This window comes from Sphingobium sp. AS12 (assembly GCF_019097845.1).
In the GTDB taxonomy this organism is placed as follows: domain Bacteria; phylum Pseudomonadota; class Alphaproteobacteria; order Sphingomonadales; family Sphingomonadaceae; genus Sphingobium.
On record NZ_JAHRGM010000001.1, the window covers coordinates 322120 to 348643 of the forward strand.

24 protein-coding genes are annotated in these 26524 nt (G+C 62.1%); 10 read left to right on the forward strand and 14 right to left on the reverse strand.

The window, feature by feature from the left end; all coding sequences use genetic code 11:
- Positions 1 to 44: 44 nt before the first annotated feature.
- From tig to KRZ98_RS01650, 5 genes are all read left to right on the forward strand, one after another.
- A complete protein-coding gene (gene tig, locus KRZ98_RS01630) occupies positions 45 to 1637 on the forward strand; it encodes a trigger factor (RefSeq protein WP_217671943.1) in 1593 nt (530 codons plus the stop codon).
- Between the two features lie 144 nt (positions 1638 to 1781).
- The gene (locus KRZ98_RS01635; RefSeq protein WP_217672395.1) at positions 1782 to 2759 is read left to right on the forward strand and encodes a glycosyltransferase family 2 protein; all 978 of its coding nucleotides are present in this window, start codon (positions 1782 to 1784) and stop codon (positions 2757 to 2759) included.
- Between the two features lie 89 nt (positions 2760 to 2848).
- Positions 2849 to 3484, forward strand: coding sequence for an ATP-dependent Clp endopeptidase proteolytic subunit ClpP (gene clpP, locus KRZ98_RS01640; RefSeq protein ID WP_217671944.1), 636 nt, complete (start codon positions 2849 to 2851; stop codon positions 3482 to 3484).
- 140 nt (positions 3485 to 3624) lie between these two features.
- Positions 3625 to 4893 carry an ATP-dependent Clp protease ATP-binding subunit ClpX gene (gene clpX / locus KRZ98_RS01645; protein ID WP_217671945.1) on the forward strand — a complete coding sequence of 423 codons (1269 nt, stop codon included), beginning with the start codon at positions 3625 to 3627 and terminating at the stop codon, positions 4891 to 4893.
- Positions 4894 to 5259: 366 nt separating this feature from the next.
- Positions 5260 to 7815 (forward strand): TonB-dependent receptor, encoded by a 2556-nt coding sequence (locus KRZ98_RS01650; protein WP_217671946.1) that lies wholly within the window; start codon positions 5260 to 5262, stop codon positions 7813 to 7815.
- Positions 7816 to 7869: 54 nt separating this feature from the next.
- Here KRZ98_RS01650 and mtgA read toward each other — a convergent pair whose 3' ends face one another.
- The 4 genes from mtgA to KRZ98_RS01670 form a co-directional block, all read right to left on the reverse strand.
- Positions 7870 to 8565 carry a monofunctional biosynthetic peptidoglycan transglycosylase gene (mtgA, locus tag KRZ98_RS01655; RefSeq protein ID WP_217671947.1) on the reverse strand — a complete coding sequence of 232 codons (696 nt, stop codon included), beginning with the start codon at positions 8563 to 8565 and terminating at the stop codon, positions 7870 to 7872.
- Between the two features lie 32 nt (positions 8566 to 8597).
- A complete protein-coding gene (locus KRZ98_RS01660) occupies positions 8598 to 9887 on the reverse strand; it encodes an MFS transporter (protein WP_217671948.1) in 1290 nt (429 codons plus the stop codon).
- A 147-nt stretch (positions 9888 to 10034) separates the two neighbouring features.
- Complete coding sequence (gene rpoH / locus KRZ98_RS01665) at positions 10035 to 10949, reverse strand: RNA polymerase sigma factor RpoH (protein WP_217671949.1); 915 nt, start codon at positions 10947 to 10949, stop codon at positions 10035 to 10037.
- A 77-nt stretch (positions 10950 to 11026) separates the two neighbouring features.
- Positions 11027 to 11983 carry an RluA family pseudouridine synthase gene (locus tag KRZ98_RS01670; protein ID WP_217671950.1) on the reverse strand — a complete coding sequence of 319 codons (957 nt, stop codon included), beginning with the start codon at positions 11981 to 11983 and terminating at the stop codon, positions 11027 to 11029.
- A 17-nt stretch (positions 11984 to 12000) separates the two neighbouring features.
- Between KRZ98_RS01670 and KRZ98_RS01675 the strand changes: the two genes are divergently transcribed.
- Together KRZ98_RS01675 and KRZ98_RS01680 are read left to right on the forward strand one after the other, a co-directional pair.
- Positions 12001 to 12402 (forward strand): Mov34/MPN/PAD-1 family protein, encoded by a 402-nt coding sequence (locus KRZ98_RS01675; RefSeq protein ID WP_217671951.1) that lies wholly within the window; start codon positions 12001 to 12003, stop codon positions 12400 to 12402.
- A gap of 101 nt (positions 12403 to 12503) precedes the next feature.
- Positions 12504 to 13151, forward strand: coding sequence for a histidine phosphotransferase family protein (locus KRZ98_RS01680; RefSeq protein ID WP_217671952.1), 648 nt, complete (start codon positions 12504 to 12506; stop codon positions 13149 to 13151).
- Between the two features lie 273 nt (positions 13152 to 13424).
- Here KRZ98_RS01680 and KRZ98_RS01685 read toward each other — a convergent pair whose 3' ends face one another.
- The 10 genes from KRZ98_RS01685 to KRZ98_RS01730 form a co-directional block, all read right to left on the reverse strand.
- Entirely contained in the window at positions 13425 to 14369 is a 945-nt protein-coding gene (locus KRZ98_RS01685) for a hemolysin family protein (RefSeq protein ID WP_217671953.1), read from the reverse strand.
- A gap of 8 nt (positions 14370 to 14377) precedes the next feature.
- Positions 14378 to 14893: an rRNA maturation RNase YbeY gene (gene ybeY, locus KRZ98_RS01690; RefSeq protein WP_217671954.1), complete on the reverse strand. Its 516-nt coding sequence runs from the start codon at positions 14891 to 14893 to the stop codon at positions 14378 to 14380.
- Between the two features lie 122 nt (positions 14894 to 15015).
- Positions 15016 to 16017 carry a PhoH family protein gene (locus KRZ98_RS01695; RefSeq protein ID WP_119746023.1) on the reverse strand — a complete coding sequence of 334 codons (1002 nt, stop codon included), beginning with the start codon at positions 16015 to 16017 and terminating at the stop codon, positions 15016 to 15018.
- Positions 16018 to 16118: 101 nt separating this feature from the next.
- Positions 16119 to 17468: a tRNA (N6-isopentenyl adenosine(37)-C2)-methylthiotransferase MiaB gene (gene miaB, locus KRZ98_RS01700; protein ID WP_217671955.1), complete on the reverse strand. Its 1350-nt coding sequence runs from the start codon at positions 17466 to 17468 to the stop codon at positions 16119 to 16121.
- 7 nt (positions 17469 to 17475) lie between these two features.
- Entirely contained in the window at positions 17476 to 18258 is a 783-nt protein-coding gene (locus tag KRZ98_RS01705) for a 1-acyl-sn-glycerol-3-phosphate acyltransferase (protein ID WP_217672396.1), read from the reverse strand.
- A 4-nt stretch (positions 18259 to 18262) separates the two neighbouring features.
- Entirely contained in the window at positions 18263 to 18685 is a 423-nt protein-coding gene (locus KRZ98_RS01710; RefSeq protein WP_017184208.1) for a Fur family transcriptional regulator, read from the reverse strand.
- A gap of 122 nt (positions 18686 to 18807) precedes the next feature.
- On the reverse strand, positions 18808 to 19236 hold the full coding sequence (locus KRZ98_RS01715) for a MucR family transcriptional regulator (RefSeq protein WP_217671956.1): 429 nt from the start codon (positions 19234 to 19236) through the stop codon (positions 18808 to 18810).
- 111 nt (positions 19237 to 19347) lie between these two features.
- Positions 19348 to 19827 carry a ribosomal protein S18-alanine N-acetyltransferase gene (gene rimI / locus KRZ98_RS01720; protein ID WP_217671957.1) on the reverse strand — a complete coding sequence of 160 codons (480 nt, stop codon included), beginning with the start codon at positions 19825 to 19827 and terminating at the stop codon, positions 19348 to 19350.
- Positions 19824 to 20453 carry a tRNA (adenosine(37)-N6)-threonylcarbamoyltransferase complex dimerization subunit type 1 TsaB gene (gene tsaB / locus KRZ98_RS01725; protein WP_217671958.1) on the reverse strand — a complete coding sequence of 210 codons (630 nt, stop codon included), beginning with the start codon at positions 20451 to 20453 and terminating at the stop codon, positions 19824 to 19826. Before tsaB ends, rimI begins: the two co-directional genes overlap by 4 nt.
- Before the next feature lie 82 nt (positions 20454 to 20535).
- Positions 20536 to 21111, reverse strand: coding sequence for a NifU family protein (locus tag KRZ98_RS01730; RefSeq protein WP_217671959.1), 576 nt, complete (start codon positions 21109 to 21111; stop codon positions 20536 to 20538).
- Positions 21112 to 21208: 97 nt separating this feature from the next.
- Between KRZ98_RS01730 and KRZ98_RS01735 the strand changes: the two genes are divergently transcribed.
- The 3 genes from KRZ98_RS01735 to KRZ98_RS01745 all read left to right on the forward strand — a co-directional run bounded on the left by KRZ98_RS01735 (position 21209) and on the right by KRZ98_RS01745 (position 26518).
- Positions 21209 to 21679, forward strand: a complete 471-nt coding sequence (locus KRZ98_RS01735) for a pyridoxamine 5'-phosphate oxidase family protein (protein WP_217671960.1) — start codon at positions 21209 to 21211, stop codon at positions 21677 to 21679.
- A 300-nt stretch (positions 21680 to 21979) separates the two neighbouring features.
- On the forward strand, positions 21980 to 23362 hold the full coding sequence (locus KRZ98_RS01740; RefSeq protein WP_217671961.1) for a DEAD/DEAH box helicase: 1383 nt from the start codon (positions 21980 to 21982) through the stop codon (positions 23360 to 23362).
- Positions 23363 to 23629: 267 nt separating this feature from the next.
- Complete coding sequence (locus KRZ98_RS01745; protein ID WP_217671962.1) at positions 23630 to 26518, forward strand: pitrilysin family protein; 2889 nt, start codon at positions 23630 to 23632, stop codon at positions 26516 to 26518.
- Positions 26519 to 26524: the final 6 nt, after the last annotated feature.

Below are 26524 nucleotides of genomic sequence, written 5' to 3' on the forward strand. Positions count from 1 at the left end.
CAGCGCCATCGAAATTCAGCTGAAGAAAGCGTTTGAGAGAAGAGATGCAGACTGTCGAGACGTTGAACGAGGGCCTTAAGCGCGCCTACACTGTCACCATCACGTCGAAGGATATCGACGCGCGAGTGGAAAAGGAAGTGAAGGCCATGGCCCCGCAGGTGCGGATGCCCGGCTTCCGCCCCGGCAAGGTGCCCGCCAATCTCGTCAAGAAAATGCATGGCGAAGCGCTGCAGCGCGACGCGCTCAACAACAGCATTCAGGAGAGCATCCAGAAACTGATCGCCGACCAGAAGCTGCGTCCCGCGATGCAGCCTTCGGTCGAGCTGGATGAAGCTTTCGAGTTCGGCAAGGATGCGGAAATCAAGGTTGCGCTGGAAGTGCTGCCCGAAATCGCCGCACCCAGCGTCGACGGCATCAAGCTGGAGCGGCTGACCGTCGAAGTCGCCGACGCACAGGTTGATGAGGCCGCCGGCCGCATCGCCACGCAGCAGGGCGCGCTGGAAGAAAAGGGCGACGATCATGCCGCGCAGGACGGTGACACGCTGGTCATCGATTTTCTGGGCAAGATCGACGGCGAAGCCTTTGAAGGCGGCGCGGCCGAGGACGTCAAGCTCAAGCTTGGCGCAGGCCAGTTCATCCCCGGTTTCGAGGAGCAGCTGGGCGGCGTGAAGAAGGGCGAAGAGAAGGTCATCGAAGTGACCTTCCCCGAAGATTATGGCGCGGCCCATCTGGCCGGCAAGCTCGCTACCTTCGACATCAAGGTGAAGTCGATCCTGGACGGCGACAAGCCCAAGCTGGACGATGATTTCGCCAAGTCGCTGGGTCTGGAAGGGCTCGACCAGCTCAAGGATCTGCTCAAGGGCCAGATCGAGCAGGAACATAATGGCCTGACCCGCACCCATATGAAGCGCAAGCTGCTCGATCAGCTGGCTGCCGCGCATGATTTCGACGTGCCGCCGAGCATGGTCGAAGCCGAGTTCGAGCAGATCTGGCAGCAGCTTCAGCATGAAGCCACCCATGAGGAAGATCCGGCTGCCGCGATTGCCGAAATGGAAGCCGAGAAGGAGGATTATCGCGCCATTGCCGTGCGTCGCGTTCGCCTCGGCCTGCTCCTCTCCGAAATCGGCCAGGCCAATGGCGTGACCGTCAGCGACCAGGAAATGAACCGCCTGATCATGCAGGCCGCGCAGCAGTACGGCCCGCAGGACCGTGAGCGTTTCGTGCAATATGTCCGTCAGGACCCGATGGCCGCCGCCCAGCTGCGCGCGCCCCTCTACGAGGACAAGGTCGTCGACTTCCTGTTCGACAAGGCCGAAGTCACCGACCGCGCCGTGACCAAGGAAGAGCTGGAAGCGGCGATCGAAGCCGAAGATGGCGACATCAAGCCCCATGTCCACGGTCCGGGCTGCGGCCATGACCATGACGAAAAGCCCAAGGCGAAGAAGGCCGCGACCAAGAAGGCCGCTGCCGAACCCGCCGCCGACGCCGAAGCGGTAGCCGAGGAAGCGCCAGCTAAGCCGAAAAAGGCCGCTGCCAAGAAGGCTGCCCCTGCCGAGGCGGAAGCCGAAGCGCCTGCTGCCGAGGAAAAGCCCAAGAAAAAGGCCGCTCCCAAAAAGGCCGCCGCCAAGGCTGAATAAGCCAGGCTGCAATGCGATGAACAAGCGCCCGGCTTCCACCAGGAGGCACGGGCGCTTTTCATTTCGCAGGTGGCATGGCAGAGGAAATATTAACCCTGTCGGTCCATGCCGTTCGGCACGGAAAGCAGCAGGATCGTAAGGCCGATGAAGGAATTTCCCGCCATGACGAGCGACAGCGGGTTGGCAGTACCGCGCATCGCGGTCATCCTGCCCTGCTATAATGAAGCAGGCGCGATCGTGCAGACGGTGGAGGATTTCCGCCGCGCATTGCCCCATGCCGACATTTATGTGTTCGACAATAATAGCAGCGATGGCAGCCGCGATCTGGCGCGGGAGGCTGGCGCGATCGTCCGCCGCGTGAGCCAACAGGGTAAGGGCCATGTCGTGCGCCGGATGTTCGCCGATGTGGACGCGGACATCTATATCATGGCCGATGGCGACGCGACCTATGAGGCCGCCGCTGCCCCCGCGATGGTCGCGGCCATGCTGGAGGATAATCTCGACATGGTGGTCGGGTGCCGCAAGTCGGAGGCGGAGGAAGCCTATCGCCCCGGGCATCGCCTGGGCAACTGGGCGCTGACCAGCCTGCTCAAGCAATTGTTCGGGCGCAGTTTCACCGACATTTTATCGGGCTATCGCGTCTTTTCCCGCCGCTTCGTCAAAAGCTTCCCGGTGCTGTCGGCAGGCTTCGAGATTGAGACCGAGATCAGCGTCCATGCGCTCGAACTGGCCATGCCGGTCGCCGAAGTCGTCACCGCCTATGGCGCGCGGCCCGAAGGATCGGTCAGCAAGCTTTCCACCTATCGCGACGGTTTCCGCATTCTGCGCACCATCTTCACGCTCTATCGCATTGAGCGGCCGATCCTGTTCTTCGGGGTCATTGCAGCGTTTCTAGTGGCGCTGGGGCTGGGGCTGGCCGCGCCGCTGATCGTCACCTATATGGACACGGGGCTGGTGCCGCGTTTCCCGACCGCCATCCTCGTCACGGGCCTCATGATCCTGGCGACGCTGTCGGGCATGTGCGGCCTCATCCTCGATACCGTAGTGCGCGGGCGGCGGGAGGTGCGGCGGCTCTCTTATCTGGGCTTCCGCGCGCCATCCGACTTTGCCCGGCGCGACTGAACCGGCTTCCTTCCCACACGCCCCCTTGAACCATTTGCCGTTTGTGCCGATGTAGGGGGTGGGCAAAAGCACCTGACTGAAAGAGCAAAATGACCAACATCATGCATGATCCCATGGCCGCGCTGGTTCCTATCGTTATCGAGCAGTCTAACCGTGGCGAGCGCAGCTTCGACATTTTCTCGCGCCTGTTGCGGGAACGGATCATCTTCGTGACCGGCCAGGTGGAAGATCACATGGCCTCGCTGATCGTCGCCCAGCTGCTCTTCCTCGAATCGGAAAATCCGAAGAAGGACATCTGGATGTACATCAACTCGCCCGGCGGCGTGGTGACGGCGGGCATGGCGATCCACGACACGATGAAATATATCCGTCCCCAGGTCGGCACGGTGTGCATCGGCCAGGCTGCGTCGATGGGCAGCTTCCTGCTCGCTGCCGGTGAGCCGGGCAAGCGCATCGCGCTGGGCAATGCCCGCATCATGATCCACCAGCCGTCTGGCGGCGCACAGGGCATGGCCAGCGATATCGAGATCCAGGCCAAGGAAATCCTGCGTATCCGCCGTCGCCTGAACGATCTGTATGTCGAATATACCGGCCGGCCGCTGGAAGAAATCGAGCGGGCGATGGACCGCGATACCTTCCTGGAGGCGGACGAGGCCAAGGCCTTCGGTCTGGTCGACGAAGTGTTCAGCAAGCGGCCTGCGCTGCCCGAAGCCAGCGACTCTTAAAGCCCATCTTTACCGGGGCGCGCTACTTTCACCCCTTGTGAAACCGGCGCGCCACGGTCTAGGATGAATATGGACCAGAATACCCGCGCCGGAATGCGGTTTTGGTGATTGTAGAACCGGCAGGGAAGAAAGATTGGCGAATGACTAAGCTTACCGGCTCCGATTCCAAGAGCACGCTCTATTGCTCCTTCTGCGGCAAGTCGCAGCATGAAGTGCGCAAGCTGATCGCTGGGCCGACCGTGTTCATTTGCGATGAATGCGTCGAGCTGTGCAACGACATCATCCGCGAGGAGACCAAGGGTGGTCTCGTCGGCAAGAAGGATGGCGGCGTGCCGACCCCGCAGGAAATCTGCGACGTGCTGGACGATTATGTGATCGGCCAGAACCGGGCGAAGCGTGTCCTGTCGGTTGCGGTCCATAACCATTACAAGCGGCTGAACCATGGCAGCAAGCCGGGCGAGGTCGAACTGGCCAAATCCAACATCCTGCTCGTCGGCCCCACCGGCTGCGGCAAGACGTTGCTGGCGCAGACGCTTGCCAAGACGTTCGACGTGCCCTTCACCATGGCTGACGCAACGACGCTGACCGAGGCTGGCTATGTCGGCGAGGACGTGGAAAATATCATCCTCAAGCTGCTCCAGGCGTCGGATTACAACGTCGAGAAGGCGCAGCGCGGCATCGTCTATATCGACGAAATCGACAAGATCAGCCGCAAGGCGGAAAATCCGTCAATCACCCGCGACGTGTCGGGTGAGGGCGTGCAGCAGGCGTTGCTCAAGCTGATGGAAGGCACGACCGCGTCGGTGCCGCCACAGGGCGGGCGCAAGCATCCGCAGCAGGAGTTTTTGCAGGTCGATACGACCAACATCCTGTTCATCTGCGGCGGGGCGTTTGCAGGTCTGGAAAAGATCATCGGTGACCGTCTGGAAGCCAAGTCGATCGGCTTTGGCGCCTATGTCGCGGCCCCCGAAGAGCGCAAGACCGGCGAATTACTGCGGTCGAGCGAGCCGGAAGATCTGCTGAAATTCGGTCTGATCCCCGAATTTGTCGGCCGTCTGCCCGTCATCGCGACGCTGGAAGATCTGGACGTGTCGGCGCTGGTCAAGATTCTGGGCGAGCCCAAGAACGCGCTGGTCAAGCAATATGGCAAGCTGTTCGAGATGGAGAATGTCGAGCTGAGCTTCACCGACGAAGCGCTGGTCGCGATCGCCAAGAAGGCGATCGAACGCAAGACAGGCGCGCGCGGGCTGCGCTCGATCCTCGAAGCGATCCTGCTCGACACCATGTTCGACCTGCCCTCCATGCAGGGCGTGGGCGAAGTGGTGGTCGACAAGGATGTGGTCGCGGGCAAGAAGGAACCGATTCGCGTGTTCAGCGAAAATGCCAAGCGGGCCGAGGACGCCGCCTGATTTCAGGCCAGGCGCTGCGCTGAAAAAGGGGCTGACGGGTAACCGTCGGCCCCTTTTTCGTTATGCTGTTCGGCGTCAGCGCAAATATTCTTGCTGCGTTGCAAAATTGCACCACCGTCAAATAGCGCGCTAAAAACCGCATAAAACATATATAAAACAATGATTTAATACAGGGTCTATCCTCGCCAGTTACGCGATGGAGCTGCTTTGTTCGCACCTGTGACGAGCGCTGTTGTACATTGTAACAAAAGTGCAGCCATAGCATCACAGGGCCGTCGCCAGAGGCCGTCACAGGCGGCTCCGGCTTGCAAGAGCATAACAGCAGGGCGCTCCAGCGCCGCTCCTGAACAAGGGACAAAGGGTCACATGAAACAATTTCTGATGTGCAGCGCCGCGATGATCGCCGTAGCCGCCCCCACCGCCGCCTTCGCCCAGTCGACCGGCTCGTCGGACTTTGAAGATAGCATCATCGTCACCGGTGCGCGCATCGACCAAGGTGTTGGCGGGATCAAGATCCCTGACTCACCCAAAGCAAAGGTGGTTTTGGGCCAGGAGATCATCCAGGCACAGCGCCCTGGCCAGTCGGTCAACGAAATCATCAACCTCGTACCGGGCGTCAGCTTCACCAACAACGATCCCTGGGGTTCCAGCGGTGGTAACTTCACCATCCGTGGTTTCGGCTCCGATCGTATCTCGCAGACGTTTGATGGCATCCCGCTGAACGATTCTGGCAACTATGCTGTTTACACTAATCAGCAAGTCGATCCCGAATTGATCGAAACCGTGAACGTCAATCTCGGTTCTACCGATGTGGACAGCCCGACCGCCGCTGCGGTTGGTGGCACTGTCAACATCAACACGCTCGAACCCAGCGATGATTATGGCGTCCTCGCGAGCGTCAGCTATGGCAACATCGTTGCCAATGGTTCGGGCGATCGTCCTTATTTCCGTATGTTTGGGGTCGTCAATACGGGCGATTTGACCGGTCACGGCACCAAGGCGTGGTTCTCTGCCTCGCGCGCGAAAAACGTCGCTGCCTATGCGAACTATGGCGATGTCTATAAGCAGCAATATAATGCCAAGATCTGGCAGGACATCGGCGACAATGGCGATTTCGTGTCGATCGCCGGTCATTACAACCAGAACCGTAACAATTTCGGCGGTTCCCCTTTCCGCGCCAGCGCCTTCACGGGTGACAAGTCCGGCCGCTTCTACAATATCTCTGGCGGCTTCCCCTGCACGGTCAGCCAGACCAGCGTGCCCAATTCCTGCGGCACTGATTTTGAACGACGCTTCAACCCGTCCAATACTGGCAATGTTCGTTTGAACTCGAAGTTTACCCTCGCCGAACGTTTGACCTTTTCGGTTGATGGCGCCTACCAGTATGTCAAGGCCAATGGCGGCGGCACGACCAGCGCCAATGAAGGCTTTTTCTCGTCTGGCGGTCAGCTGTTCACTGGCAACTATAATGGCCAGTTCTATTTCGGCCGTGACTTGAACGGGGATAACGCAATTGGCCGGGTAACTGTCCTCCAGCCCAGCCAGACTAACACGCGTCGCTGGATTGGTATTGCTAACCTTGCCTATGAAATCGACGACAGCAATCGCGTACGTTTATCGTACAGCTACGACCGTGCGCGCCATCGTCAGACGGGTGCAGCGGGCGTTCTGGACGCCGGTGGTACGCCGCTGGATGTGTTCTCTATCAACGATCCCCTGACCGACGGGGCTGGCAATGTGCTGCAAAAGCGTGATCGTCTGTCCTATGCGACGCTGCACCAGATCGCGGGTGAATATCGCGGCCAGTTTTTTGACGATAATCTGACCGTTCTTATCGGTGGCCGCATTCCTTATTTCACGCGCGACCTGAACCAAAATTGTTTCACGACGAGTACTGGCGGTTTCGTCAACTGCGTGCCGAGCGACCAGATTGCGGCCTATACCGCCGCCAATCCATATAGCTTTAACAGCACGACCGGCCGGGCCAGCGGATCGGCATTGCCGCAGGCGCGCAAGTTGAAATATGACAAGTTCCTGCCTAATCTTGGTGCAACCCTCAAGATTACGCCGGAAATCAGCCTCGCAGGCAGCTATGCCAAGAATATTTCGGTTCCCAGCACCGACGCGCTTTACAATGCCTTCTCCTTTCCGGCGGGCAGCGAAGAGGCGGAACGTGTCGCCGAAACGTCCGACAGCTTTGACGCGGGCGTACGTTATACCAGCGCCAAGGTGCAGGCCGCTGTCACCGGTTGGTATTCGGAATATAAGAACCGTCTGATCACCGCTTATGACATTGACGGCAATGCCACGACTGCGAACCTTGGTCCGGTGAAGAAATATGGCGTCGATGCCAGCATTTCCTACAGCCCGATCGAACAGTTCACGGCCTATGTGTTTGGTTCCTACATCAAGTCGGAAATCCAGAACGACGCCATCACGTCCAGTTGTACTGCGACCAGCGACATTGCGTTGGCGGGGCTGTGTTATGTGCAGGATGGGACCGCCTATCTGCGCACATCGGGCAAGCGCGAGCGTGAAGCGCCGAAATATCTGTTTGGTGGCCGTATGCAGGCCAATCTGGGCGACCTCACCATGGGCGTTCAGGCCAAGCGGACCAGTTCGCGCTATCTCAACGACATCAATGGCGAGATTCAGAGCGTCACCACTGGTACGACCACAAGGCTGATCTTTCCCGGTGCCAAGTTCGCGGCCTACACAATCGTCGATCTGGACATTCGCTACTCGCTCGCCAGCCTCGGCATGGAAAAGGGCGCGATCCAGCTGAACGTCAGCAACCTGTTCGACAAATTCTATGTCGGCTCGTTCAGCGGCGGTCTGGACACGCTGGCCAGTTCGTCGTCGGCATTTGTGAACTTCGGTTCGCCACGTGCGATCAGTGCTTCGCTGATCGTGGGCTTCTGATCCGACCGATCAACCGACAAAGCGAAAAGGGCGGGGCGCAATCCCCGCCCTTTTTCATTTGAGGCAGGCGTCCAGTCCGTCGCGCTGGACCGCGCTGATCCGGGCGGCGATGGTGTTGCCGTAGCGGCGGGTGAAGCCGCTCGGGGCGACGGCGGCGCGGCGTTTGGGGAGGGGCAGGATGGCAGCGATGCGGGCCGCTTCGGCGCGGGTCAGGCGTCCGGCGCCATGTTTGAAATAGCGGATCGCGCCGGCCTGCACACCATAGGTGCCGATACCGGTTTCCGCGACGTTCAGATAGACTTCCATGATCCGGCGCTTGCCCCAGATCGCCTCGATCAACATGGTGAACCAGGCCTCGAACCCTTTACGGACGAAGCCGCCACCCTGCCACAGGAACACGTTTTTCGCGGTCTGCTGGCTGATCGTCGATCCGCCGCGCACCCGCCCGCCGCTGGCATTGTGGATCGCCGCCTTGGCGATGGCATCGACATCGAAGCCATGATGGGTGCAGAATTTCCCATCCTCCGCCGCGATCGCCGCGCGGGCCATATCGGGGTCGATCTCGTCCAGGCTCATCCAGTCCTTGGTGATGCCATTGGGATCGAGCAGCATCGTCATCGTCACCGGCGGGGGCACGAAGCGGTAGAGCGTCACCATCAGCAGCGACAGGATGATGAAGCCGATCAGCAGCTTGAACGGGATGCTGATCCAGCGGGAACGGCGGCGGGGGGAGGCGGGTCTGGCGGTCATGCCGCCAGCGTAACGCGCCCTGACCCCTTGTTTCAAGCGCTCTGCAAGATGGCGGGTCGGCCACGGTTGATCAGCAGCACCAGCACCGCGCCGATCAGACACAGGATTCCCGCCGCGACGAAGGCGGGCATATAGCTGTGCCAGAGCGTGCGCGACAGGCCGCCCGCCATCGCCGCGCTGGCCGCGCCCAGTTGATGCCCGGCGAAGATCCAGCCAAAGACGATATTGGCGCGTTCCGGGCCGAAGCGCTGGGCGGTCAGCTTGACTGTGGGCGGCACGGTCGCGACCCAATCGAGGCCGTAAAAAACCGCAAACAGCGACAGGCTGTAGAGCGAGAAGTCGCTGAACGGCAGATAGAGCAATGAAGCCCCGCGCAGCCCATAATACCAGAAGAGCAGCCAGCGATTGTCGAACCGGTCGGACAGCCAGCCCGACGCCAGCGTGCCGCCAAAGTCGAACAGCCCCATCATCGCCAGCATCGACGCCGCGCCGATCGCCGCCAGCCCGTAATCGCCGCACAGGGCGATGAAATGGGTCTGGACCAGGCCATTGGTGCTGGCGCCGCAAATGTAGAAGGACAGAAAAAGGAACCAGAAGGTCGGCACTTTTGCGGCATCGCGCAGGACGGTGATCGGCGTCATCAGCAGCGCGCCAAGGCCAGCAGGCTGGGTCGGGACCGGCTGGATGACGCTATCGCCATAGGGCGCAAAGCCCAGGTCTGACGGGCGATCGCGCATCAGCAACAGCACGACCAGCGCGGCGAACAGGATCGTGCCGGACACGAGCAGCACTGCAGAGCGCCAGCCGAAACTGTCAGTCAGTCCCGCCAGCAGCGGCAGGAAAGCAAGCTGGCCAGTCGCGGTACTGGCCGACAACAACCCCATCACCAGCCCGCGCCGGTCCGAAAACCAACGGGTCGCGACGGTCGCGCCCAGCACCATTGCAGTGAGGCCGGTGCCAAGGCCGATCACCACGCCCCATAGCAGGACCAACTGCCAAAGCTGACTCATGCCCAGTGACAGCAGCAGGCCGGTGATGACGATGCCCAGCGAAATCAGCATCATCCGGCGCACGCCAAAGCGGTTCATGAAGGCGGCGGCAAATGGCCCCATCAGGCCAAACAGCAAGAAGCGGATGGCGAGGGCAGCGGAAATATCGGCGGTGGTCCAGCCAAATTCGCGTTGCAGCGGCACCATGAACACGCCCGGCGCACCGACCGCGCCCGCCACGACCAGCATGGTCAAGAAGGTGGCGAGCAGTACCGCCCAGCCATAATGAACGTGGCGCGCGGCCAGCTTATGGGCCAGTGCGGTCGAGATCATGCTACAGCCCCCAAGCGTCGAATGGATCGCGGCCATATGATCAGCGTGCCGCATGTAAACAAGGCACCAGTTGCGGGCTGATGGACTGGGTCCAATAAAAAAGGCCCCGGATCGCTCCGGGGCCTTCTTCTATCGTCTATAGGCCAATTAGGCGGCGGCGAAGCGGGCCATGTGGCTGAGCTTGTCGCCGGCAATCCGCATCATCGCCTTTTGCAGCTTTTCAAAGGCGCGGACCTCGATCTGGCGGACACGTTCGCGCGATACGCCATAGACCTGGCTCAGTTCCTCCAACGTCTTGGGTTCTTCGGCCAGACGCCGTTCGGCCAGGATATGCTTTTCCCGGTCGTTAAGATCCGTCATCGCCTCGACCAGCATTTCGTGGCGCTGGGTGCGTTCCTGTTCCTCGGCGACGCGCTCATCCTGCAGCGGATCGGTATCCTGCAACCAATCCTGCCACTGACCGTCGCCATCCTCACGCATGGGGACGTTGAGCGAGGTGTCGCCTCCCATCGCCATACGGCGGTTCATCGACACGACATCCTGTTCGGACACGCCCAGATCGGTCGCGATCTTGGTCACATCCTCCGGCTTCAGATCGCCATCCTCGAACGCTTCGATATTGTTCTTCATCCGGCGCAGGTTGAAAAACAGCTTCTTCTGCGACGCGGTGGTGCCCATTTTCACGAGCGACCAACTGCGCAGGATGAATTCCTGGATCGAGGCGCGAATCCACCACATGGCGTAGGTCGCCAAGCGGAAGCCGCGTTCGGGCTCGAATTTCTTCACGCCCTGCATCAGGCCGATATTGCCTTCGGAGATCAACTCGCTGACCGGCAGGCCATAGCCGCGATAGCCCATCGCGATCTTCGCCACCAGGCGCAGATGCGAGGTGACCAGCTGGGCCGCGGCCTCAGGGTCCTGATGCTCCTCATACCGCTTGGCGAGCATATATTCCTGCTCAGGCGTAAGAAGCGGAAATTTGCGGATTTCCGAGAGATAGCGGTTGAGGCTGGCTTCACCGCCCAGCGCCGGAACCGCGGGGACATTGCTCGTCTTGGCCATGTCGCTTCACCTTTCCCTTTCATGCGCGGCGGGACCCAGAAGAGGCGTCACTAACACCGGCGCAAACTTGTTCATGTCTATACGTGGAGCAGGCTTAACAGTTCCTGCATATCGGCAGGGAGTGCACTTTGGAACATAAGCCGTTCGTCCGTTACCGGATGTATGAACCCCAGGCTTTTTGCGTGCAATGCCTGCCTTTTGAAACCCAGTGTTTCGAGTATTGATTTGAAACCTTTTCTTTCTCTACCGTAAACCGGATCACCGATCAAGGGGTGTCCGATATGGTGCATATGGACGCGGACCTGATGGGTGCGGCCGGTTTCCAGCCGACATTCCACCATCGCCGCGTCGCGCAGCCGTTCGACCGTGCGATAATGGGTGACGGCATGTTTGCCGCGTCCTTCCCGATGAACCGCCATCTTCTTTCGATCAGCGTCGGAGCGGCCAAGCCAGGCGTCGACCGTGCCGGTGCCGGGGAGGGGATGGCCATAGACGATCGCGGCATAGAGGCGCTCGATGCTGTGATCCTTGAACTGGCGCGCCAGCCCGTCATGCGCCTTGTCCGATTTGGCGACGACCAGCAGGCCCGACGTGTCCTTGTCGATGCGATGAACGATGCCGGGGCGGGCGACGCCGCCAATGCCCGAAAGCTGCCCCTTGCAATGATGCAGCAGGGCGTTGACCAATGTACCGTCCAGATTGCCCGCAGCGGGATGGACGACCAGTCCGGCGGGCTTGTCCACCACGATCAGGTCTTCATCCTCATGCACGATGGTCAGGGGAATATCCTGTGCCACGTTGTCGAGCGCGACCGGGGCGGGCATGGTGATGGCGAAGCTCTGGCCGGTCGCGACCTTGATGGTGGTGCCGATCTTGATCGGCTGGCCAGTTGATCGGACATGGCCGTCATTGATCAGCGCCTTCAGCCGTTCGCGCGACAGGTCGGGCAGCAGGTCGGCCAGCGCCCGGTCGAGCCGCATCCCGTCCTGCGCCTGCGCGATTGTCGCTTCGATGATGGAAACCCCCGGACCCATTGGCTAGGGATGTAGGGATGGCGGTTACAATATCAAGGATGCTGCTGGACCAGATCCAGGCGATTGCGGCCGCCGACCCGGCGGAGGTGTGTGGCCTGTTGCTGGGCGCGGCCGGGCGAATCGAGGCGATTGCGCCCGCCGCCAATGTCGCGCCTGATCCGGCGCGGCATTTCGAGCTGGACCCGGCAGCGCTGATCGCGGCGCACCGGGCGGCGCGGGCGGGGGGGGCGCCGATTATCGGCCATTATCATTCGCACCCCTCCGGCGTTGCAGTGCCGTCGGCCACCGATGCAGCCTGCGCCGCGCCGGATGGCAGTCTGTGGCTGATCGTTGCGGGGAGCGATGCGCGGCTTTGGGTGGCGCAGGGGGACGGCGCGGGCGGCGTGCGCTTCGCTCCGGCGACGCTGCGGGTCGCATGAGCGAAAGGCAGCGCGGCGGGGTTGCATCGCCCGGCGCGGCAGCGCATTAGCCAGTCAGGCCATCCTTAATGTTCACAAAAATCGGCGGCACAGACCCTGACATGACCCACCCCATCGACAGCATCGAATTTGCCAGCCTTCTCTGTTCGCGCCTGTGCCACGACCTTTTGAGTCCGGTCGGCGCGCTCAACAACGGGTTGGAACTGATGGCAGACGAAACCGACCCGGACATGCGCCAGCGCTGCCTGGACCTGCTGGCCGACAGCGCGCGGACATCCGCCAACAAGCTTAAATATTTCCGTCTCGCCTTCGGCTCGGCCGGGGGCTTTGGCGACGCGGTGCCGCCGCATGAGGCGCGGGTTGCGATCGAGGGGATGTTTGCCGGGACTGGCCGGGTCAAGATCGGCTGGATGGTCGAGGAACAGATGCTGGGCAAGCTGCCGGTCAAGGTGCTGCTCAATCTGGCGCTGATCGTCGGCGATGCGCTGGTGCGCGGCGGGCAACTGGATATCGGTGCGGAAAAGCGGCCCGGTGTGACGGAGATCGTCGTGCGGGGCGAGGGGCCGAAGGTCGTGCTGGACCCCGATCTGCGCGCGGCGCTGGCGGGGACGCTGCCGCCCGAAGGCCTGGCATCGCGCACGGCGGCGGCATGGATGGTGCGGCAGTTGGTGACCGGCGCGGGTGGCGAGATTGCGCTGTCGCCTGCGGGTGATCCGGTGCTGCTCTTCGGGGCTTCTATTCCGGGGTGAGAGATGGGCCGGGCCTACTGAAGCTCCGTTCGCCCCCCGATCAAGCCGGGGGCAGGCTCTGAGCCTGTCGAAGTGCCGTACTTCTTAGGGCGCGATCACTTCAAATTGCCTCTCTCAGCCTCCGTTCGTTTCGAGCGAAGTCGAGAAACGGTAGCGCGCGGTTTCTCGACTTCGCTCGAAACGAACGGATCAAGGCAAAGTCATCCCGCTCTAAGTAGAAGGAGGAGGCTTCGACAAGCTCAGCCCGAACGGGTTTAAGAGGTCGGACGAACATCAATCCTCCTCGTCCAGCACCTTCTCGACCGGGGGATGCAGCCGCAACCGCGTCACCCGCCTGCCGTCGCTGGCCAGGATTTCCAGCTTCCAGCCGCTCTGTTCATGGTCGAGTATTTCGCCCGGTTCCGGCACGCGGCCAGCGATGATGAAGGCCAGGCCGCCCAGCGTGTCGACATCTTCCTCGATATCGCCCAGCTTCTCGTCAATTTCTTCGGCGACGTCGTCCAGTTCGGCGCGGGCGTCGGCTTCCCACAGGCCACCGGTCAGCGGCACCAGCATCGCTTCGGGCGCGTCGTCATGTTCATCCTCGACATCGCCGACGATTTCCTCGACCAGATCCTCGAACGTCAGCAGCCCTTCGGTGCCGGAATATTCGTCCAGCACGATGGCGAGATGGGTGCGCTTGGCGCGCATTTCGGCGAGCAGGTCGAGCGCGCCCATGCTTTCAGGCACATAGAGCGGCTGGCGGATCAGCGGCTCCAGTGTGTCCGGCACGGGCGCCTTGCCCGCCAGGATCGCGAAGGCATCGCGGATATGGACCATGCCGACGATGGTATCGAGCGTGTCGCGATAGACCGGGATGCGGCTGTGGCCCGCTTCGGCGAACAAAGCGGCGAGATCGGCGAAGCTCGCTTTCTCCTCGATCGCGATGATATCGGCGCGGGGGACCGCGACATCGTCCACCGTATGTTCGGAAAAATGGAGCAGGTTGCGGACCATCTGGCGCTCGATCGCCGACAGGTCGCCCTTGGCTGGCGGGGATGCGCTATCGTCCTGCTCATCCTCGTCATATTCGTCGAGCGCTTCCTCCAGCTCCTGCCGCAAGGTCGTGGATTCGCTATCGCCGAACAGGAGCGTCTTTATGCCGCTCCATAAACCGCCTTCATTACTACTGTCCGATTCCTTGGAACCGTTGCCGTCCTTCGGGCTGCCCTCAGCCATAGTTCGTCCTATACCCCTGATATCACTCTGTCCCCGTAGGGATCGGAAAGGCCAAGGCTGGCCAGCGCTGCGATTTCCAGCGCTTCCATCGCCTCGGCCTCATTGTCGTCCATATGATCATATCCAAGCAAATGAAAAGTCCCGTGGATAATCAAATGCGCGGCATGATCGGCGATCGAGATGCCCTTGTCGGCCGCTTCGGCGGCGCAGACCCCCTCCGCTAGCACGATGTCGCCCAGTAGCACCTCGCCATCGTCGGTGTTGGACGTGCCTTGCAGCAGGTCGGCCTGCACCATCGGGAAGGACAGGACGTTGGTCGGCTTGTCCTTGTCCCGATAGGCCCGGTTCAGCTGGTGCACTTCTTCGTTCGTGGTCAGCTTGACCGCGACTTCGTAGAGCGCCTCGTCAGTGGCGAAGGCGGCGTAAGGACTGTGGGTGATGGCGGCGAATACGGCGCGCTGGGCGAGCAACTCCCAGTCGGTGCCAAGCCAGCCGGTGTCATGGAGGACGGCGACGTCAATCATGGAACGAACTCTCCTCCGTTCGGGCTGAGCGAAGTCGAAGCCTTTGCCAGAGCGGAGCGAAGGCACCTCGCTCCGCTCGGTTGGACACTTCGACTTCGCTCAGTGCGAACGGAATTTTTTGCTTAAGCATCCGGCCCCTCATAAGCCTGGACGATCCGGCCGACGACAGGGTGACGCACCACGTCACCGATCCCGAACGGCACCATCGCGATACCCTCGACCCCGTCCAGTCGCGCGACCGCATCGGCCAGGCCCGATGCGCCCGGTTGCGGCAGATCGACCTGTTTGGGATCGCCGCAAATGACCATGCGGCTGCCTTCGCCAAAGCGGGTGAGAAACATCTTCATCTGGGCGATAGTGGTGTTCTGCGCTTCGTCCAGCACGATGAAGGCGTTGGCCAGCGTCCGCCCGCGCATGAAGGCGAGCGGGGCGATCTCGATCTCGCCGGACGCGATGCGCCGTTCGACCTGCTCGGCGGGCAGCGTGTCGTAGAGCGCATCGTAGATCGGGCGGAGATAGGGATCGACCTTTTCCTTCATGTCGCCGGGCAGGAAGCCCAGTCGCTCACCAGCCTCGACGGCGGGGCGCGAGAGGATCAGCTTGTCGACCGTTCCGGTGATCAGCTGGCTGACCGCCTGCGCGACCGCCAGATAGGTCTTGCCCGTGCCTGCCGGCCCCAGAGCGAAGATGATGTCGTTCCGGTTCATCGCCTCCATATAGGTGACCTGGGTGGCGGAGCGGGGGACGATGGTTTTCTTGCGGGTGCGGATCATCACCGTGGGCGGTTCGGCCACGTCATGGCGGATGATGCCGTCGAGCGTGGGTTCGGACGACATGGCGATCACAGCCTCCACCGCGCCTGCGTCAATCTGCTGCCCGGCGACGATGCGGTTATAGAGGCCGGTCATGACGTCACGGGCGCGGGCAGCGGCTTCCGCCTCGCCCTCGATCTGCAACTTGTTGCCGCGCGCGGCGATATAGACGCCGAGGCGATTTTCGATCGCGACCAGATTCTGGTCATATTGGCCGAACAAAGTGCCCAGCAGATGCGGCTTTTCAAAGGTGACTTCGAGCCGGGCGCGTTCGGCGATGTCGGTGCGGGGTTGGTGCGGTTTCTTGCCCATTCAAAAGCCTCCCTTGCTCGTCATGCATCTCGTGAGGATCGGCCGGAGCCGTAAATCGGGGAGATGGTGTCCCACAGATGCGGGAATGACGAGGCTTTGGTTCAAGCGGCTTTCCTCCTGCTACATTCGCCGGCCAGACTGTTTGGACCGGCGCTGATGATGTCGACGTCTATCATGTCACCGATAATATGGTCGGGCGCGGTGACGTGAACCGATTGCAGCCATGGGGTTTTGCCGATCAGCTGGCCGGGGAAACGGCCCGTGCGTTCCAGCAATATGGTGGTGCGGCGACCGACCGTGGCGGCGTTGAATTCGACCTGATGCCGGTTGATCGCGCCCTGGAGCCGAGCGAGGCGATCGTCCATGACGTCGGCTGCGATCTGACCGTCCATGTCGGCGGCGGGGGTGCCGGGGCGGGGGCTATATTTGAACGAATAGCATTGGGCATAGCCCACGACATCGACGATGCGCAGCGTGTCGGCAAATTCGTCCTCGCTCTCGGCGGGGAAGCCGACGATGAAATCGCCCGACACCGCGATGTCCGGCCGCGCCGCGCGCACCCGTTCGATCAGGCGCAGATAGCTCTCGACGCTGTGGCTGCGGTTCATGGCTTTGAGGATACGGTCATTGCCCGACTGCACCGGCAGATGGAGGAAGGGCATCAGCTTGTCGATTTCGCCATGGGCGGCGATCAGGCCGTCGCTCATGTCGTTGGGATGGCTGGTGGTGTAGCGGATACGCTGGAGCGCATCGATCTTTGCCAGTTCGCGGACCAGGCCGTCCATGCCCTGCATCCGGCCCTTGTCATCCTCGCCCGTCCAGGCGTTCACATTCTGGCCCAGCAGGGTGATTTCCTTCACCCCGCCATCGACCAGCGCTTTGGCTTCGTCGATGATCGCGTTCCACGACCGGCTGATTTCTGCGCCGCGGGTATAGGGGACGACGCAATAGGTGCAGAATTTGTCGCACCCTTCCATGATCGTCAGGAAAGCGGTGGGTCGCGCCTGTTTGGTGCGGACGGGTAGCGCGTCGAACTTCGACTCTGCGGGCATATCGGTATCGACCGCCGCTTCGCCGCGACCGGCCTTTGCGATGAGGTCAGGCAGGCGGTGATAGGCTTGCGGGCCGACGACGATGTCCACGGTTTTGGCGCGGCGGCTGATCTCGCTGCCCTCCGCCTGCGCGACGCAGCCAGCGACGGCGATCATCGGGCGGCTGCCATCCTCGCGGGTCATTCGGCCAATGTCGGAATAGACCTTGTCCACCGCTTTTTCGCGGATGTGGCAGGTGTTGAGGATCACCAGATCGGCGTCGTTTCCGTCCGTGGCGGCAGTCATGCCACGCTCGCCCAGCATCTCGGCCATGCGTTCGCCATCATAGACGTTCATCTGGCAGCCGAAGGATTTGACGTGGAAAGTGGCCGGAGTCTTGGGCGGTAGGGGACGATTCATGGCCCAGCTATACAGGCGGCAGGGGGGTAGCGGAAGGCCGATGCTGCGATGCGGCGTTATCAGGCGCATTTTGCGCGATGCTGGCCGCTATTGCGTCGCGCGCTGTGGCGGCAATGACCTTGCGATCGGCGCAAATGGCGGGATCGAACGGCTCCAGAAAGCGCAGCGTCACGTCAAGCCGCCCCTTGCGCCCCAAAATGCGCCAGGCGTTGGTTCCGGCGGGTTCGTCGCCATACCAGGCGATGGTGGATGTGGCCGCGCCGTAGTCGATATACACCGGCTGAATCAGGACCGCGCGCGGCGGCGGCAGCAGCACGGCAAGCAAGGAGGGCTTGAACGGCAGCAGTCCGCTGCCGTCGCTGGTCGTGCCTTCGGGAAATAAAGCCACCGGCTGATGCCCCAGCATGGCGGCGCGCAGCGCGTCGATCTGCCCCGACAGTGCGCCGCGCCGTTCGCGGGCGACGAACAAGGTGTTGTTCTGCGCCGCCAGCCAGCCGACCACGGGCCAGCGGGCAATGCCGTCATGCGCGACAAAGGCCGCGCCGGTCGCGCCGCCCATGGCCAATATGTCGATCCAGCTGACATGATTGGCGAGCAGGAACATGTCGCCGTTATGCGGCTGCCCCGCGATCTTTACCCGCACACCCACTGCGCGCGCGGCCATGCCCAAAAAGCGACGCGGCCAGGGTGACCGGCGACGCAGGACGCGCCAGAGCAGATGGGGAAACAGGCACAGCAGCAGGCTGGCGATCAGCGCGGCTATGCGCGTCCAGCGGCGGAGCAGCAGCAGTGCGTCAGTTCTTCCGGTCGAGGGCGACGCCGTACAATTCCATGCGATGATCGACCAGCCGGAAGCCCAGCTTTTCGGCGATCTGCTTCTGCAATTGTTCCAGTTCGGGGTCGACAAATTCGATGACGTTCCCGGTTTCGACGTCGATCAGATGGTCATGATGCGATTCGGGCGCGGCCTCATAACGGGCGCGGCCATCGCCAAAGTCATGGCGCTCCAAAATCCCCGCCTCTTCGAACAGGCGCACGGTGCGATAGACGGTGGCGATCGAGATGCCGGGATCGATCGCGGCGGACCGTTTGTGCAATTCCTCGACATCGGGATGGTCGGTCGCATCGCTCAGCACCTGAGCGATCACCCGGCGCTGTTCGGTGATGCGCAGCCCCTTTTCGTGGCACAGGGCTTCGACGTCGATCTTGCGGTTCATGGAGTCTCGCTGGCTTTAGAGGTGCGGACAGTGTTGGGAGCCTAGCGGCTTTTCCCGTCGCGTAAAGGGGCACATGGCGACATGTGCCCCCCGACGCAAGACCGTTCCGTCAGCCGGGCGGATTACTTCGCGGCGCTGCCCGCGCGGCGACGCTTGGTGCCAAGGCCAATCTTCTTGGCCAGCGAGCGACGCTGTTCGGCATAGTTGGGGGCGACCATCGGATAGTCGGCGGGCAGGCCCCACTTGGCGCGATAGTCGTCGGGCGTCATCTGATAATGGGTCATCAGGTGGCGCTTGAGCATCTTGAGTTTCTTGCCATCTTCCAGACAGATTATGAAATCCGGCTTGATCGACGAACGGACCGATACGGCAGGTTCGGGCTTTACGTCTGGCACGGTGACCGGTTCACTGAGGCCCGACAAGGCGGCATGGACATTCTGGATCAGAGCGGCGACATCAGAGACGGACACGCTGTTGTTGGAGACATGAGCGGCGACAATGTCGGACGTCAAAGTAATAAGCAGTTCGCTCTGGGCGGATTCGATTTCCATTGTCCTGTATCCTGTAAGGCTATTGTTGTGCGACCCGTCCTACGAGATTCATTTCAGGAGCGGTACATATCCGCTAGACCTTGCCGGTCCATTTCGCAAGAGCATATGGCGTCAAGCCAGCATGTCGATGCGAAAACTCAGAGCATCATATAGTTGTCCATCATTACCGCGATAGTAACCGGGACGATGATGTACATATTCAAAGCCTGTTTTCTCATAGAGATGCACGGCAGTGTTGCTCGCGCGCACTTCCAGATTCATGGATGTGATGCCCCGGCGGCGTGCAGTGCGCAAACTGTCGCGCAGCAAGGCTTCACCAATACCCCGTCCGCGCCAGGCCGGATCGACCGCCAGCAGCAGTAATTCGCATTCGTCCAGCACGGATCGCACCAGCGCAAAGCCCAGCGGCGCCGCGTCCACCCGCGCGATCGTCAGCCAGGTGCCGGGCATCATCATGACGCCGGCCAGTTGCGGCAAGGTCCACGCCTCGCCAAAGACCGGGTCGAAGGCGGGCTCCATCACCGTCATGGCGTCTGCCATCGCATTGCGCTCGCTCTGGTCATAGGTGTCGAGGACAAGGCCCGGCATCATGACGCCGCGCGCTCCGCCATGGTCTGTGCGTCTGCACCCCGGCCATAGATGGGTGTCGGGGGCAGGGCGGGCAGGGCAGCGATCAGGCTATAGTCCGCCGCATCGGGATAGAGATTGACCGCCGCGCCATGGCCGCGCGCGGTCACCAATGCTTCCGCGCCAGTGCCATAGAGGGTGGCGATCTCAAGCTGCATCGCCAGCGTGGCGATGGCGGTAGAGGCGATCGGCGTGGTCGCGCTTAGCCCGTCGGCAGTGAAGCATTGCCAAAAGAGTTCGCCATGCCCGCCAGTGATGGTGACGGCAATCGGTTCGTCACTGGCATGGATTTGCGCGGCTTGTGCTGCGATCAGCGAAGGGGCGCTGTATCCGTGGAGTGGCAGTCCCCAGGCCAGCGCCAGCGCGCGGGCGGCGGCGATGCCGATGCGGACGCCGGTGAAACTGCCCGGACCGACATTGACGGCGATGGCGTCGGCGCGGCCGCCATCGGGCAGGGCGGCAATGGCGGGCAACAACGCTTCGGCATGGCCGCGGCCGACAATTTCATGAAAGCGCGCGACCGGCACGCCTTCTTCCAGCAGCGCCACGGACAAAGCCTGTGTCGCGGTGTCAATCACCAGCAGGCGCAAACGATACTCCCCTCAAGTTGCTTCTTGCGGTTAGTCGATCCGTCGCGATTTGCCAAATGGTGGAAAGGGAAGGCCGCCCTGATCAGACTGCGCGGACTTCCGTGACTTCGGGAACATAATGTTTGAGCAGTTGTTCGATCCCGTTTTTCAGCGTCGCGCTGGAGGAGGGGCAGCCTGAACAGGCACCCTGCAACTGGAGGAATACGGTGCCCTTGTCGAAGCCGCGATAGATGATGTCGCCGCCATCATTGGCGACGGCAGGGCGGACGCGAGTGTCGATGAGGTCGCGAATTTGCGCGACGATCTCGGCATCTTCCGGGTCATCGCCAAAAGCATCGTCATCCAGAGGCACGGCTATGCCCGCGGCCGATCCCGGCGCGAACAGGGGCATGTTGGCGGAAAAATGTTCCAGCAGGATCGACAGCACGTCCGGTTTGACGTCGCGCCATTCCGATCCCGGCGCGATCGTCACCGAAATAAAGTCGCCGCCGAAAAATACGCCGGTGACATCCCCCAGCCCGAACAATGCATCGGCCAGCGGGGACGCTTCGGCCTCCTCCGGCGTCGCAAAGTCGCGGGTTCCATTGCCCATGACCGCTTGGCCGGGGAGGAATTTGATGGTTGCCGGATTGGGCGTGAGTTCGGTCTCGATCAGCATGGCCGCTATGTGGAGATGTGCGCGGCCAAGATCAAGCGCTTCGGGAACTTCGCTGGCGGCCGTCGATTATTCGCGATGACCCAGCAGGAGAGATATAATGGCGACGGAAAAAGATATTCGCGAACATTTCTGGAGCGATCTGAGCAAAAGCCCCTTTCTGATGGTGGGGCTGAATAATAGTCACGAGCATAGCCTGCCGATGACGGCCCAGCTTGATCCTGACGCGGATCATTGTTTCTGGTTCTATACGTCGCGCGACAATCGTTTGGCCCCCGGCGGCCCAGCCATGGCCCAGTTTGCGGCCAAGGATCACGGGCTGTTCGCCTGCATCAACGGCACATTGGTCGAGGAAAGCGATCCGGCTGTGATCGACCGTTATTGGTCAAGCCAAGTCGAGGCCTGGTATGAGGGCGGTCGCAACGACCCCAATCTGCTGATGCTGCGCTTTGACCTTGGCGCCGCGGAAATCTGGCTGGCCGACCTGTCGATTGTCGGCGTGTTTAAGATGATGTTCGGCGGAGACGTGGCCAAGGAAATGGAATCCAAGCACGCTGAAATCTCGCTCTGAAATTAGAATTTGATCGCAGCGGCCGTGCCATTCCGCACGGCCGCTTGCTATTTGCCTGCATCTTCGCCATATGCGTTGCAGCGCAGCAGAGGGACCATGACGGTCCCACAGCGATTGGCAGCGTGATCGTCCGCAACCTGGGTGGCTGGAACAGCCGCTCAAGGACCACGGACCGGCCAATGAGAGTCTGCGCCAAGCTTGAGGCTTCCCTTTTCACGCGGGTCGTTTCGTAACCCGCCTCGCGCCCTTCCTGCGTCCGCAGAGCAAGTTGGCGCCAAGGCCGACTTGTGAGTTTTCTAAATGCAATTCAATGACTTTGGTCTGGCTGAGCCGATCATGAAGGCGCTCGCCTCCAAAAATTATGTGACCCCGACGCCTATTCAGGAAAAGGCGATCCCCGTCCTGCTGGAAGGCAAGGATCTGTGCGGCATCGCCCAGACCGGCACCGGCAAGACCGCGGCCTTTGCGCTGCCCAGCCTCGATTATTTCGCGCGCAACCCCAGGGCGACGCCGATCAAGGGCTGCCGGATGCTGGTGCTGGCCCCGACCCGCGAACTCGCCGCGCAGATTGCGCAGAGCTTCCGCGACTATGGCCGTTTCCTGAAACTGTCGGTGGAAACCGTGTTCGGCGGCGTGCCGATCGGCAAGCAGATCCGCGCACTGGCGGGCGGCGTCGATGTCGTCGTCGCCACCCCCGGTCGCCTGCTCGACCTGATCGACCAGCGCGCGCTGACGATCAAGGACACCGAAATCTTCGTCCTCGACGAAGCCGACCAGATGATGGACATGGGCTTCATCCAGCCCTTGAAGCGCGTCGCCAAGATGCTGCCGGCCGATCGCCAGAACCTGTTTTTCTCGGCCACCATGCCCAAGGAAATCGAGGCGCTTGCCGCCCAGTTCCTCAACAATCCGGTCAAGGTCAGCGTCGCGCCGCAATCGACCACCGCCGAGCGCGTCCATCAGCGCGCGACCTTCGTCAATCAGGGCGAGAAGCAGGCGCTGCTTCACCTGATCCTGAAGAGCGAAGATATTGACCGGGCGCTGATCTTCACCCGCACCAAGCATGGCGCCGACCGCGTCGTGCGCTTCCTGGAAGGCGCGGGGATCGAGGCGTTTGCGATCCATGGCAACAAGAGCCAGGGCCAGCGCACCACCGCGCTCCAGGCTTTCCGTCAGGGCAAGGTGAAGCTGCTGGTCGCGACCGACATTGCCGCGCGCGGCATCGACGTGTCGGGCGTGTCCCACGTCATCAACTTTGAAATCCCCAATGTGGCCGAACAATATGTCCACCGCATCGGCCGCACCGCGCGCGCCGGAGCCGAAGGCATTGCCATCAGCTTCGTGGCGGACGATGAGCGGCCCTATCTGAAGGCCATTGAAAAGGCGACGCGGGTCAAGCTGGAAATGGAGCCGCTGCCGGAGAATTTCATGGAAGCGGTGCGCAACCTGCCCAAGCCGGCCGCTCCCAAGAAGGGACCGAGCCAGACGCCGCAGCAGCAGGCACGTCGCGCTGATGGCCAGCGCAAATATCAGGACGGCCAGAAGCAGCAGCGCGGAACCCCCGACCGCGCCCATCGCCCCGACGCAGAGGGTGGCGAAAAGCGCCCCTTCCGCCGTCGCCGCAGCGGTGGTGCCGTCGGCGCGCATAAGGGCGCCGTCCAGCGCACCGGCGCGCCGCGCTGATTACATACTCCCCTTTTAGGCAGGGGAATTGCACATAGGCTTTCGTCCCCTCTCCACGTCATGCTGAATTTATTTCAGCATCCATTTCTCGTCTCCAGGGGCGGCTTTTGGGGCACGATGGATCCTGAAATAAATTCAGGATGACGTTGGAGGGATAACGGAACTTCATATGCGATTCCTCTCCCTTTTGGGGGGAGGATTTTCGTCCTTTCCATGACCGTGTTTGTCAGTAGCCATTCAGGAAAATCCCGTTAGGCTCTCCGGCCTATGAGATTTTCCCCACGGCGCACCGCCGCTTCGCTGACTGTCCTCGCCCTGCTGCTGTCGGGTTCGCCCGCGCCACTCGCTGCCCGGACCGATCCTGCTCCTGCCGTTGCGGGCGGCGCGATTGCGCCGCAGGTGCGGCCATGGCTTTACGAAAATAGCGATGTTCCTATCGACGCGGCGTGGCGCTTTGGCACGCTGTCCAACGGGTTGCGCTATGCGATCCGTCGCAATGGCGTGCCGCCGGGGCAGGTGTCCGTCCGGCTGCGGATCGATGCCGGATCGCTGATGGAGCGGCCCGACGAACAGGGTTACGCCCATTTCATGGAGCATCTGACCTTTCGCGGGTCACGCCATGTCCCCGATGGCGAATCCAAGCGTATCTGGCAGCGGCTGGGTGTGACCTTTGGCAGCGACAGCAATGCGCAGACCACGCCGACCGGCACCAGCTACGCACTCGACCTGCCGCAGGCGACGCAGCAGACGCTGGGCGAGAGCCTGAAAATCCTGTCCGGCATGATGGCCGATCCCAATATCATCGACAGCGCGGTCAATGCCGAGCGCGCCGTCGTGCTGGCCGAACGGCGCGAGGGGGACGGGCCGCAAATGCGGATTTCCGACATCAGCCGCCTGCATTTCTTCGCCGGGCAGCCACTGGCCGATCATGCGCCGATCGGCACGGTCGCGACGCTCAATGCGGCGACGGCGGCCAAGATGACGGCGTTTCACCAGCGCTGGTATCGCCCCGAAAATGCGGTGATTGCGATAGCGGGGGATATCGACCCGGCGCTGGCCGAGCAGCTGATCAAGGAGCAGTTTGGCAGCTGGTCGGTGCCGGGCAAGGGCGCGCCATTGCCCGATTTCGGCACGCCAGATCCCAAATTTCCTGCGACCCGCGTCGCGGTGGAGCCGGGGGTGCCGCTGGGCATGACGCTGGCGTGGCTGCGTCCGTGGAAACCGCGCGCCGACACTATCCTGTACAATCAGGATAAGCTGACTGACATGCTGGCCTTGCAGATCATCAGCCGGCGGCTGGAACAGGCCGCGCGCAGCGGCGGCAGTTTTCTGCAATCAAGCGTCGAGCAGCAGGATGTCAGCCGGTCGGTCGACGGCACGTTCATGACCATCATCCCGACGGGCGATAATTGGGAAAAGGCGCTGGCCGATGTGCGCGCCATTGTGGAGGACGCCAAGACCACGCCGCCCAGCCAGACCGAAATCGACCGCGAATATGCGCAGATGGATACGGCACTGGCGATCCAGGTCGAAAATGCCGATACGGAGGCTGGCGCCAAGCAGGCGAGCGACCTGATCAGCGCGGTCGATATTCGCGAAACCACGGTCAGTCCCGACGCGGCGCTCAGCATCTTCCGGTCCGGCAAGGCGAGCATGACGCCTGCCAAGATCGTCGAATCGACGAACCGGCTGTTTTCTGCGGGCGTGTTCCGCACGCTGCTGGTGACGGGCAAGGCGCAGCCGGGGCTGGACGCCAAGCTGGCCGCCGCCGTCGCCGCGCCGGTCAAGGCCGCGACCAATGCGCGGCTGGCCGACAAGCTGGTGACAATGGCCGACCTGCCCAAATTGGGCGCGCCGGCGACCGTTTTGTCCCGCACGCCGATCGGCCTGCCGGGGATGGAGAGCATCACTTTTTCCAACGGGGTCAAGCTGACCCTGTTCGCCAATGATGCCGAGACCGAGAAAGTGCGGATCAATGTGCGGTTCGGCCATGGCCAGCAGGCCTTCTCGCCATCCAAGCCGGTGGCGAGCTGGGCGGGGGACTATGCATTGGTTGCCAGTGGCATCGGTACGCTGGGCCAGCGGGAACTGGATGACCTGACCAATGGTCGCCGCATGGGGATGGACTTTGCGACTGACGAGGATGCGTTCGAGTTGCAGGCGGTGACGCGCCCGGCGGACTATAAGGACCAGCTGCGGCTGTTCGCGACCAAGCTGGGCGCACCCGGCTGGGATCCCGCGCCGATCGCGCGGGTCAAGACCGGCGCGACTGTTGCCTATGACGCCATGACCCGGTCGCCCGACGCGGTGCTCAGCCGTGATCTTAGCTGGTTGCTGCATGGCAAGGATGTGCGGTTCCGCACGCCCTCGCTGGCCGAAATCAACGCGCTGACGCCGCAGGCCTTTCGCGCGACATGGGAACCGATCCTGGCGTCGGGTCCGATCGAGGTGCAGATTTTCGGGCAGGTGAAGGCGGATGACGCGATCGCGGCGGTGGCTGCGACGCTAGGCGCGCTGCCGCCGCGTCCCGATACGCCGGTGCCAGCGGCCAACCGGGCGATGCGCTTTCCCGCCCATGTCGAAGCGCCGGTGGTGCTGCGGCACAAGGGGGACAAGGAACAGGCCGCTGCCGTCATGGCATGGCCGACATCGGGCGGCTTCACCCTGCAAAAGGAAGCCCGCCAGCTGGAAATCTTGACGCAGATCTTCAACGATCGGCTGTTCGACCGGCTGCGATCGACCGAGGGGGCGGCCTATTCGCCCAGTGTCCAGAATAGCTGGCCTTTCTCCTATGAGAGTGGCGGCTATATATTGGTGACCAGTCAGGTGCGGCCCGACCGGATCGGCTATTTCTACGATGTGGTGAAATCGACCGCGGCTGATCTGGCCAAGACGCCGGTCAGTGATGATGAGTTGCAGCGCGCGGTCGCCCCGATGCGGCAGATGCTGATGCGGGCAGGGACGGGCAATGCCTTCTGGATGAACCAGATGGAGGGCGCGACCCATGATGCCCGCTATGTCGCAGCGATGCAGACCATGGCGCAGGATATGCTGACCGTCACCCCGGCGCAGTTGCAGGCGCTGGCCGCCCGCTATCTGGCCCCTGCAAAAAGCTGGTCGGCGATCGTCCTGCCCGAAGGGGTCACCGCGAAATAGCCGGGG

Coding starts and splice junctions, on each gene's coding strand:
- KRZ98_RS01635 (WP_217672395.1), top strand. CDS start 1,782: ATGAAGGAATTTCCCGCCATGACGAGCGACAGCGGGTTGGCAGTACCG.
- miaB (WP_217671955.1), bottom strand. CDS start 17,468: ATGAATCGTCCCCTACCGCCCAAGACTCCGGCCACTTTCCACGTCAAA.
- KRZ98_RS01660 (WP_217671948.1), bottom strand. CDS start 9,887: ATGATCTCGACCGCACTGGCCCATAAGCTGGCCGCGCGCCACGTTCAT.
- KRZ98_RS01685 (WP_217671953.1), bottom strand. CDS start 14,369: ATGGCTGAGGGCAGCCCGAAGGACGGCAACGGTTCCAAGGAATCGGAC.
- ybeY (WP_217671954.1), bottom strand. CDS start 14,893: ATGATTGACGTCGCCGTCCTCCATGACACCGGCTGGCTTGGCACCGAC.
- KRZ98_RS01695 (WP_119746023.1), bottom strand. CDS start 16,017: ATGGGCAAGAAACCGCACCAACCCCGCACCGACATCGCCGAACGCGCC.
- KRZ98_RS01715 (WP_217671956.1), bottom strand. CDS start 19,236: ATGGAAATCGAATCCGCCCAGAGCGAACTGCTTATTACTTTGACGTCC.
- KRZ98_RS01745 (WP_217671962.1), top strand. CDS start 23,630: ATGAGATTTTCCCCACGGCGCACCGCCGCTTCGCTGACTGTCCTCGCC.
- mtgA (WP_217671947.1), bottom strand. CDS start 8,565: ATGACCGCCAGACCCGCCTCCCCCCGCCGCCGTTCCCGCTGGATCAGC.
- rpoH (WP_217671949.1), bottom strand. CDS start 10,949: ATGGCCAAGACGAGCAATGTCCCCGCGGTTCCGGCGCTGGGCGGTGAA.
- KRZ98_RS01710 (WP_017184208.1), bottom strand. CDS start 18,685: ATGAACCGCAAGATCGACGTCGAAGCCCTGTGCCACGAAAAGGGGCTG.
- clpX (WP_217671945.1), top strand. CDS start 3,625: ATGACTAAGCTTACCGGCTCCGATTCCAAGAGCACGCTCTATTGCTCC.
- KRZ98_RS01730 (WP_217671959.1), bottom strand. CDS start 21,111: ATGCTGATCGAGACCGAACTCACGCCCAATCCGGCAACCATCAAATTC.
- KRZ98_RS01670 (WP_217671950.1), bottom strand. CDS start 11,983: ATGGGTCCGGGGGTTTCCATCATCGAAGCGACAATCGCGCAGGCGCAG.
- KRZ98_RS01675 (WP_217671951.1), top strand. CDS start 12,001: ATGGCGGTTACAATATCAAGGATGCTGCTGGACCAGATCCAGGCGATT.
- KRZ98_RS01740 (WP_217671961.1), top strand. CDS start 21,980: ATGCAATTCAATGACTTTGGTCTGGCTGAGCCGATCATGAAGGCGCTC.
- rimI (WP_217671957.1), bottom strand. CDS start 19,827: ATGATGCCGGGCCTTGTCCTCGACACCTATGACCAGAGCGAGCGCAAT.
- tig (WP_217671943.1), top strand. CDS start 45: ATGCAGACTGTCGAGACGTTGAACGAGGGCCTTAAGCGCGCCTACACT.
- KRZ98_RS01680 (WP_217671952.1), top strand. CDS start 12,504: ATGACCCACCCCATCGACAGCATCGAATTTGCCAGCCTTCTCTGTTCG.
- KRZ98_RS01735 (WP_217671960.1), top strand. CDS start 21,209: ATGGCGACGGAAAAAGATATTCGCGAACATTTCTGGAGCGATCTGAGC.
- clpP (WP_217671944.1), top strand. CDS start 2,849: ATGACCAACATCATGCATGATCCCATGGCCGCGCTGGTTCCTATCGTT.
- KRZ98_RS01650 (WP_217671946.1), top strand. CDS start 5,260: ATGAAACAATTTCTGATGTGCAGCGCCGCGATGATCGCCGTAGCCGCC.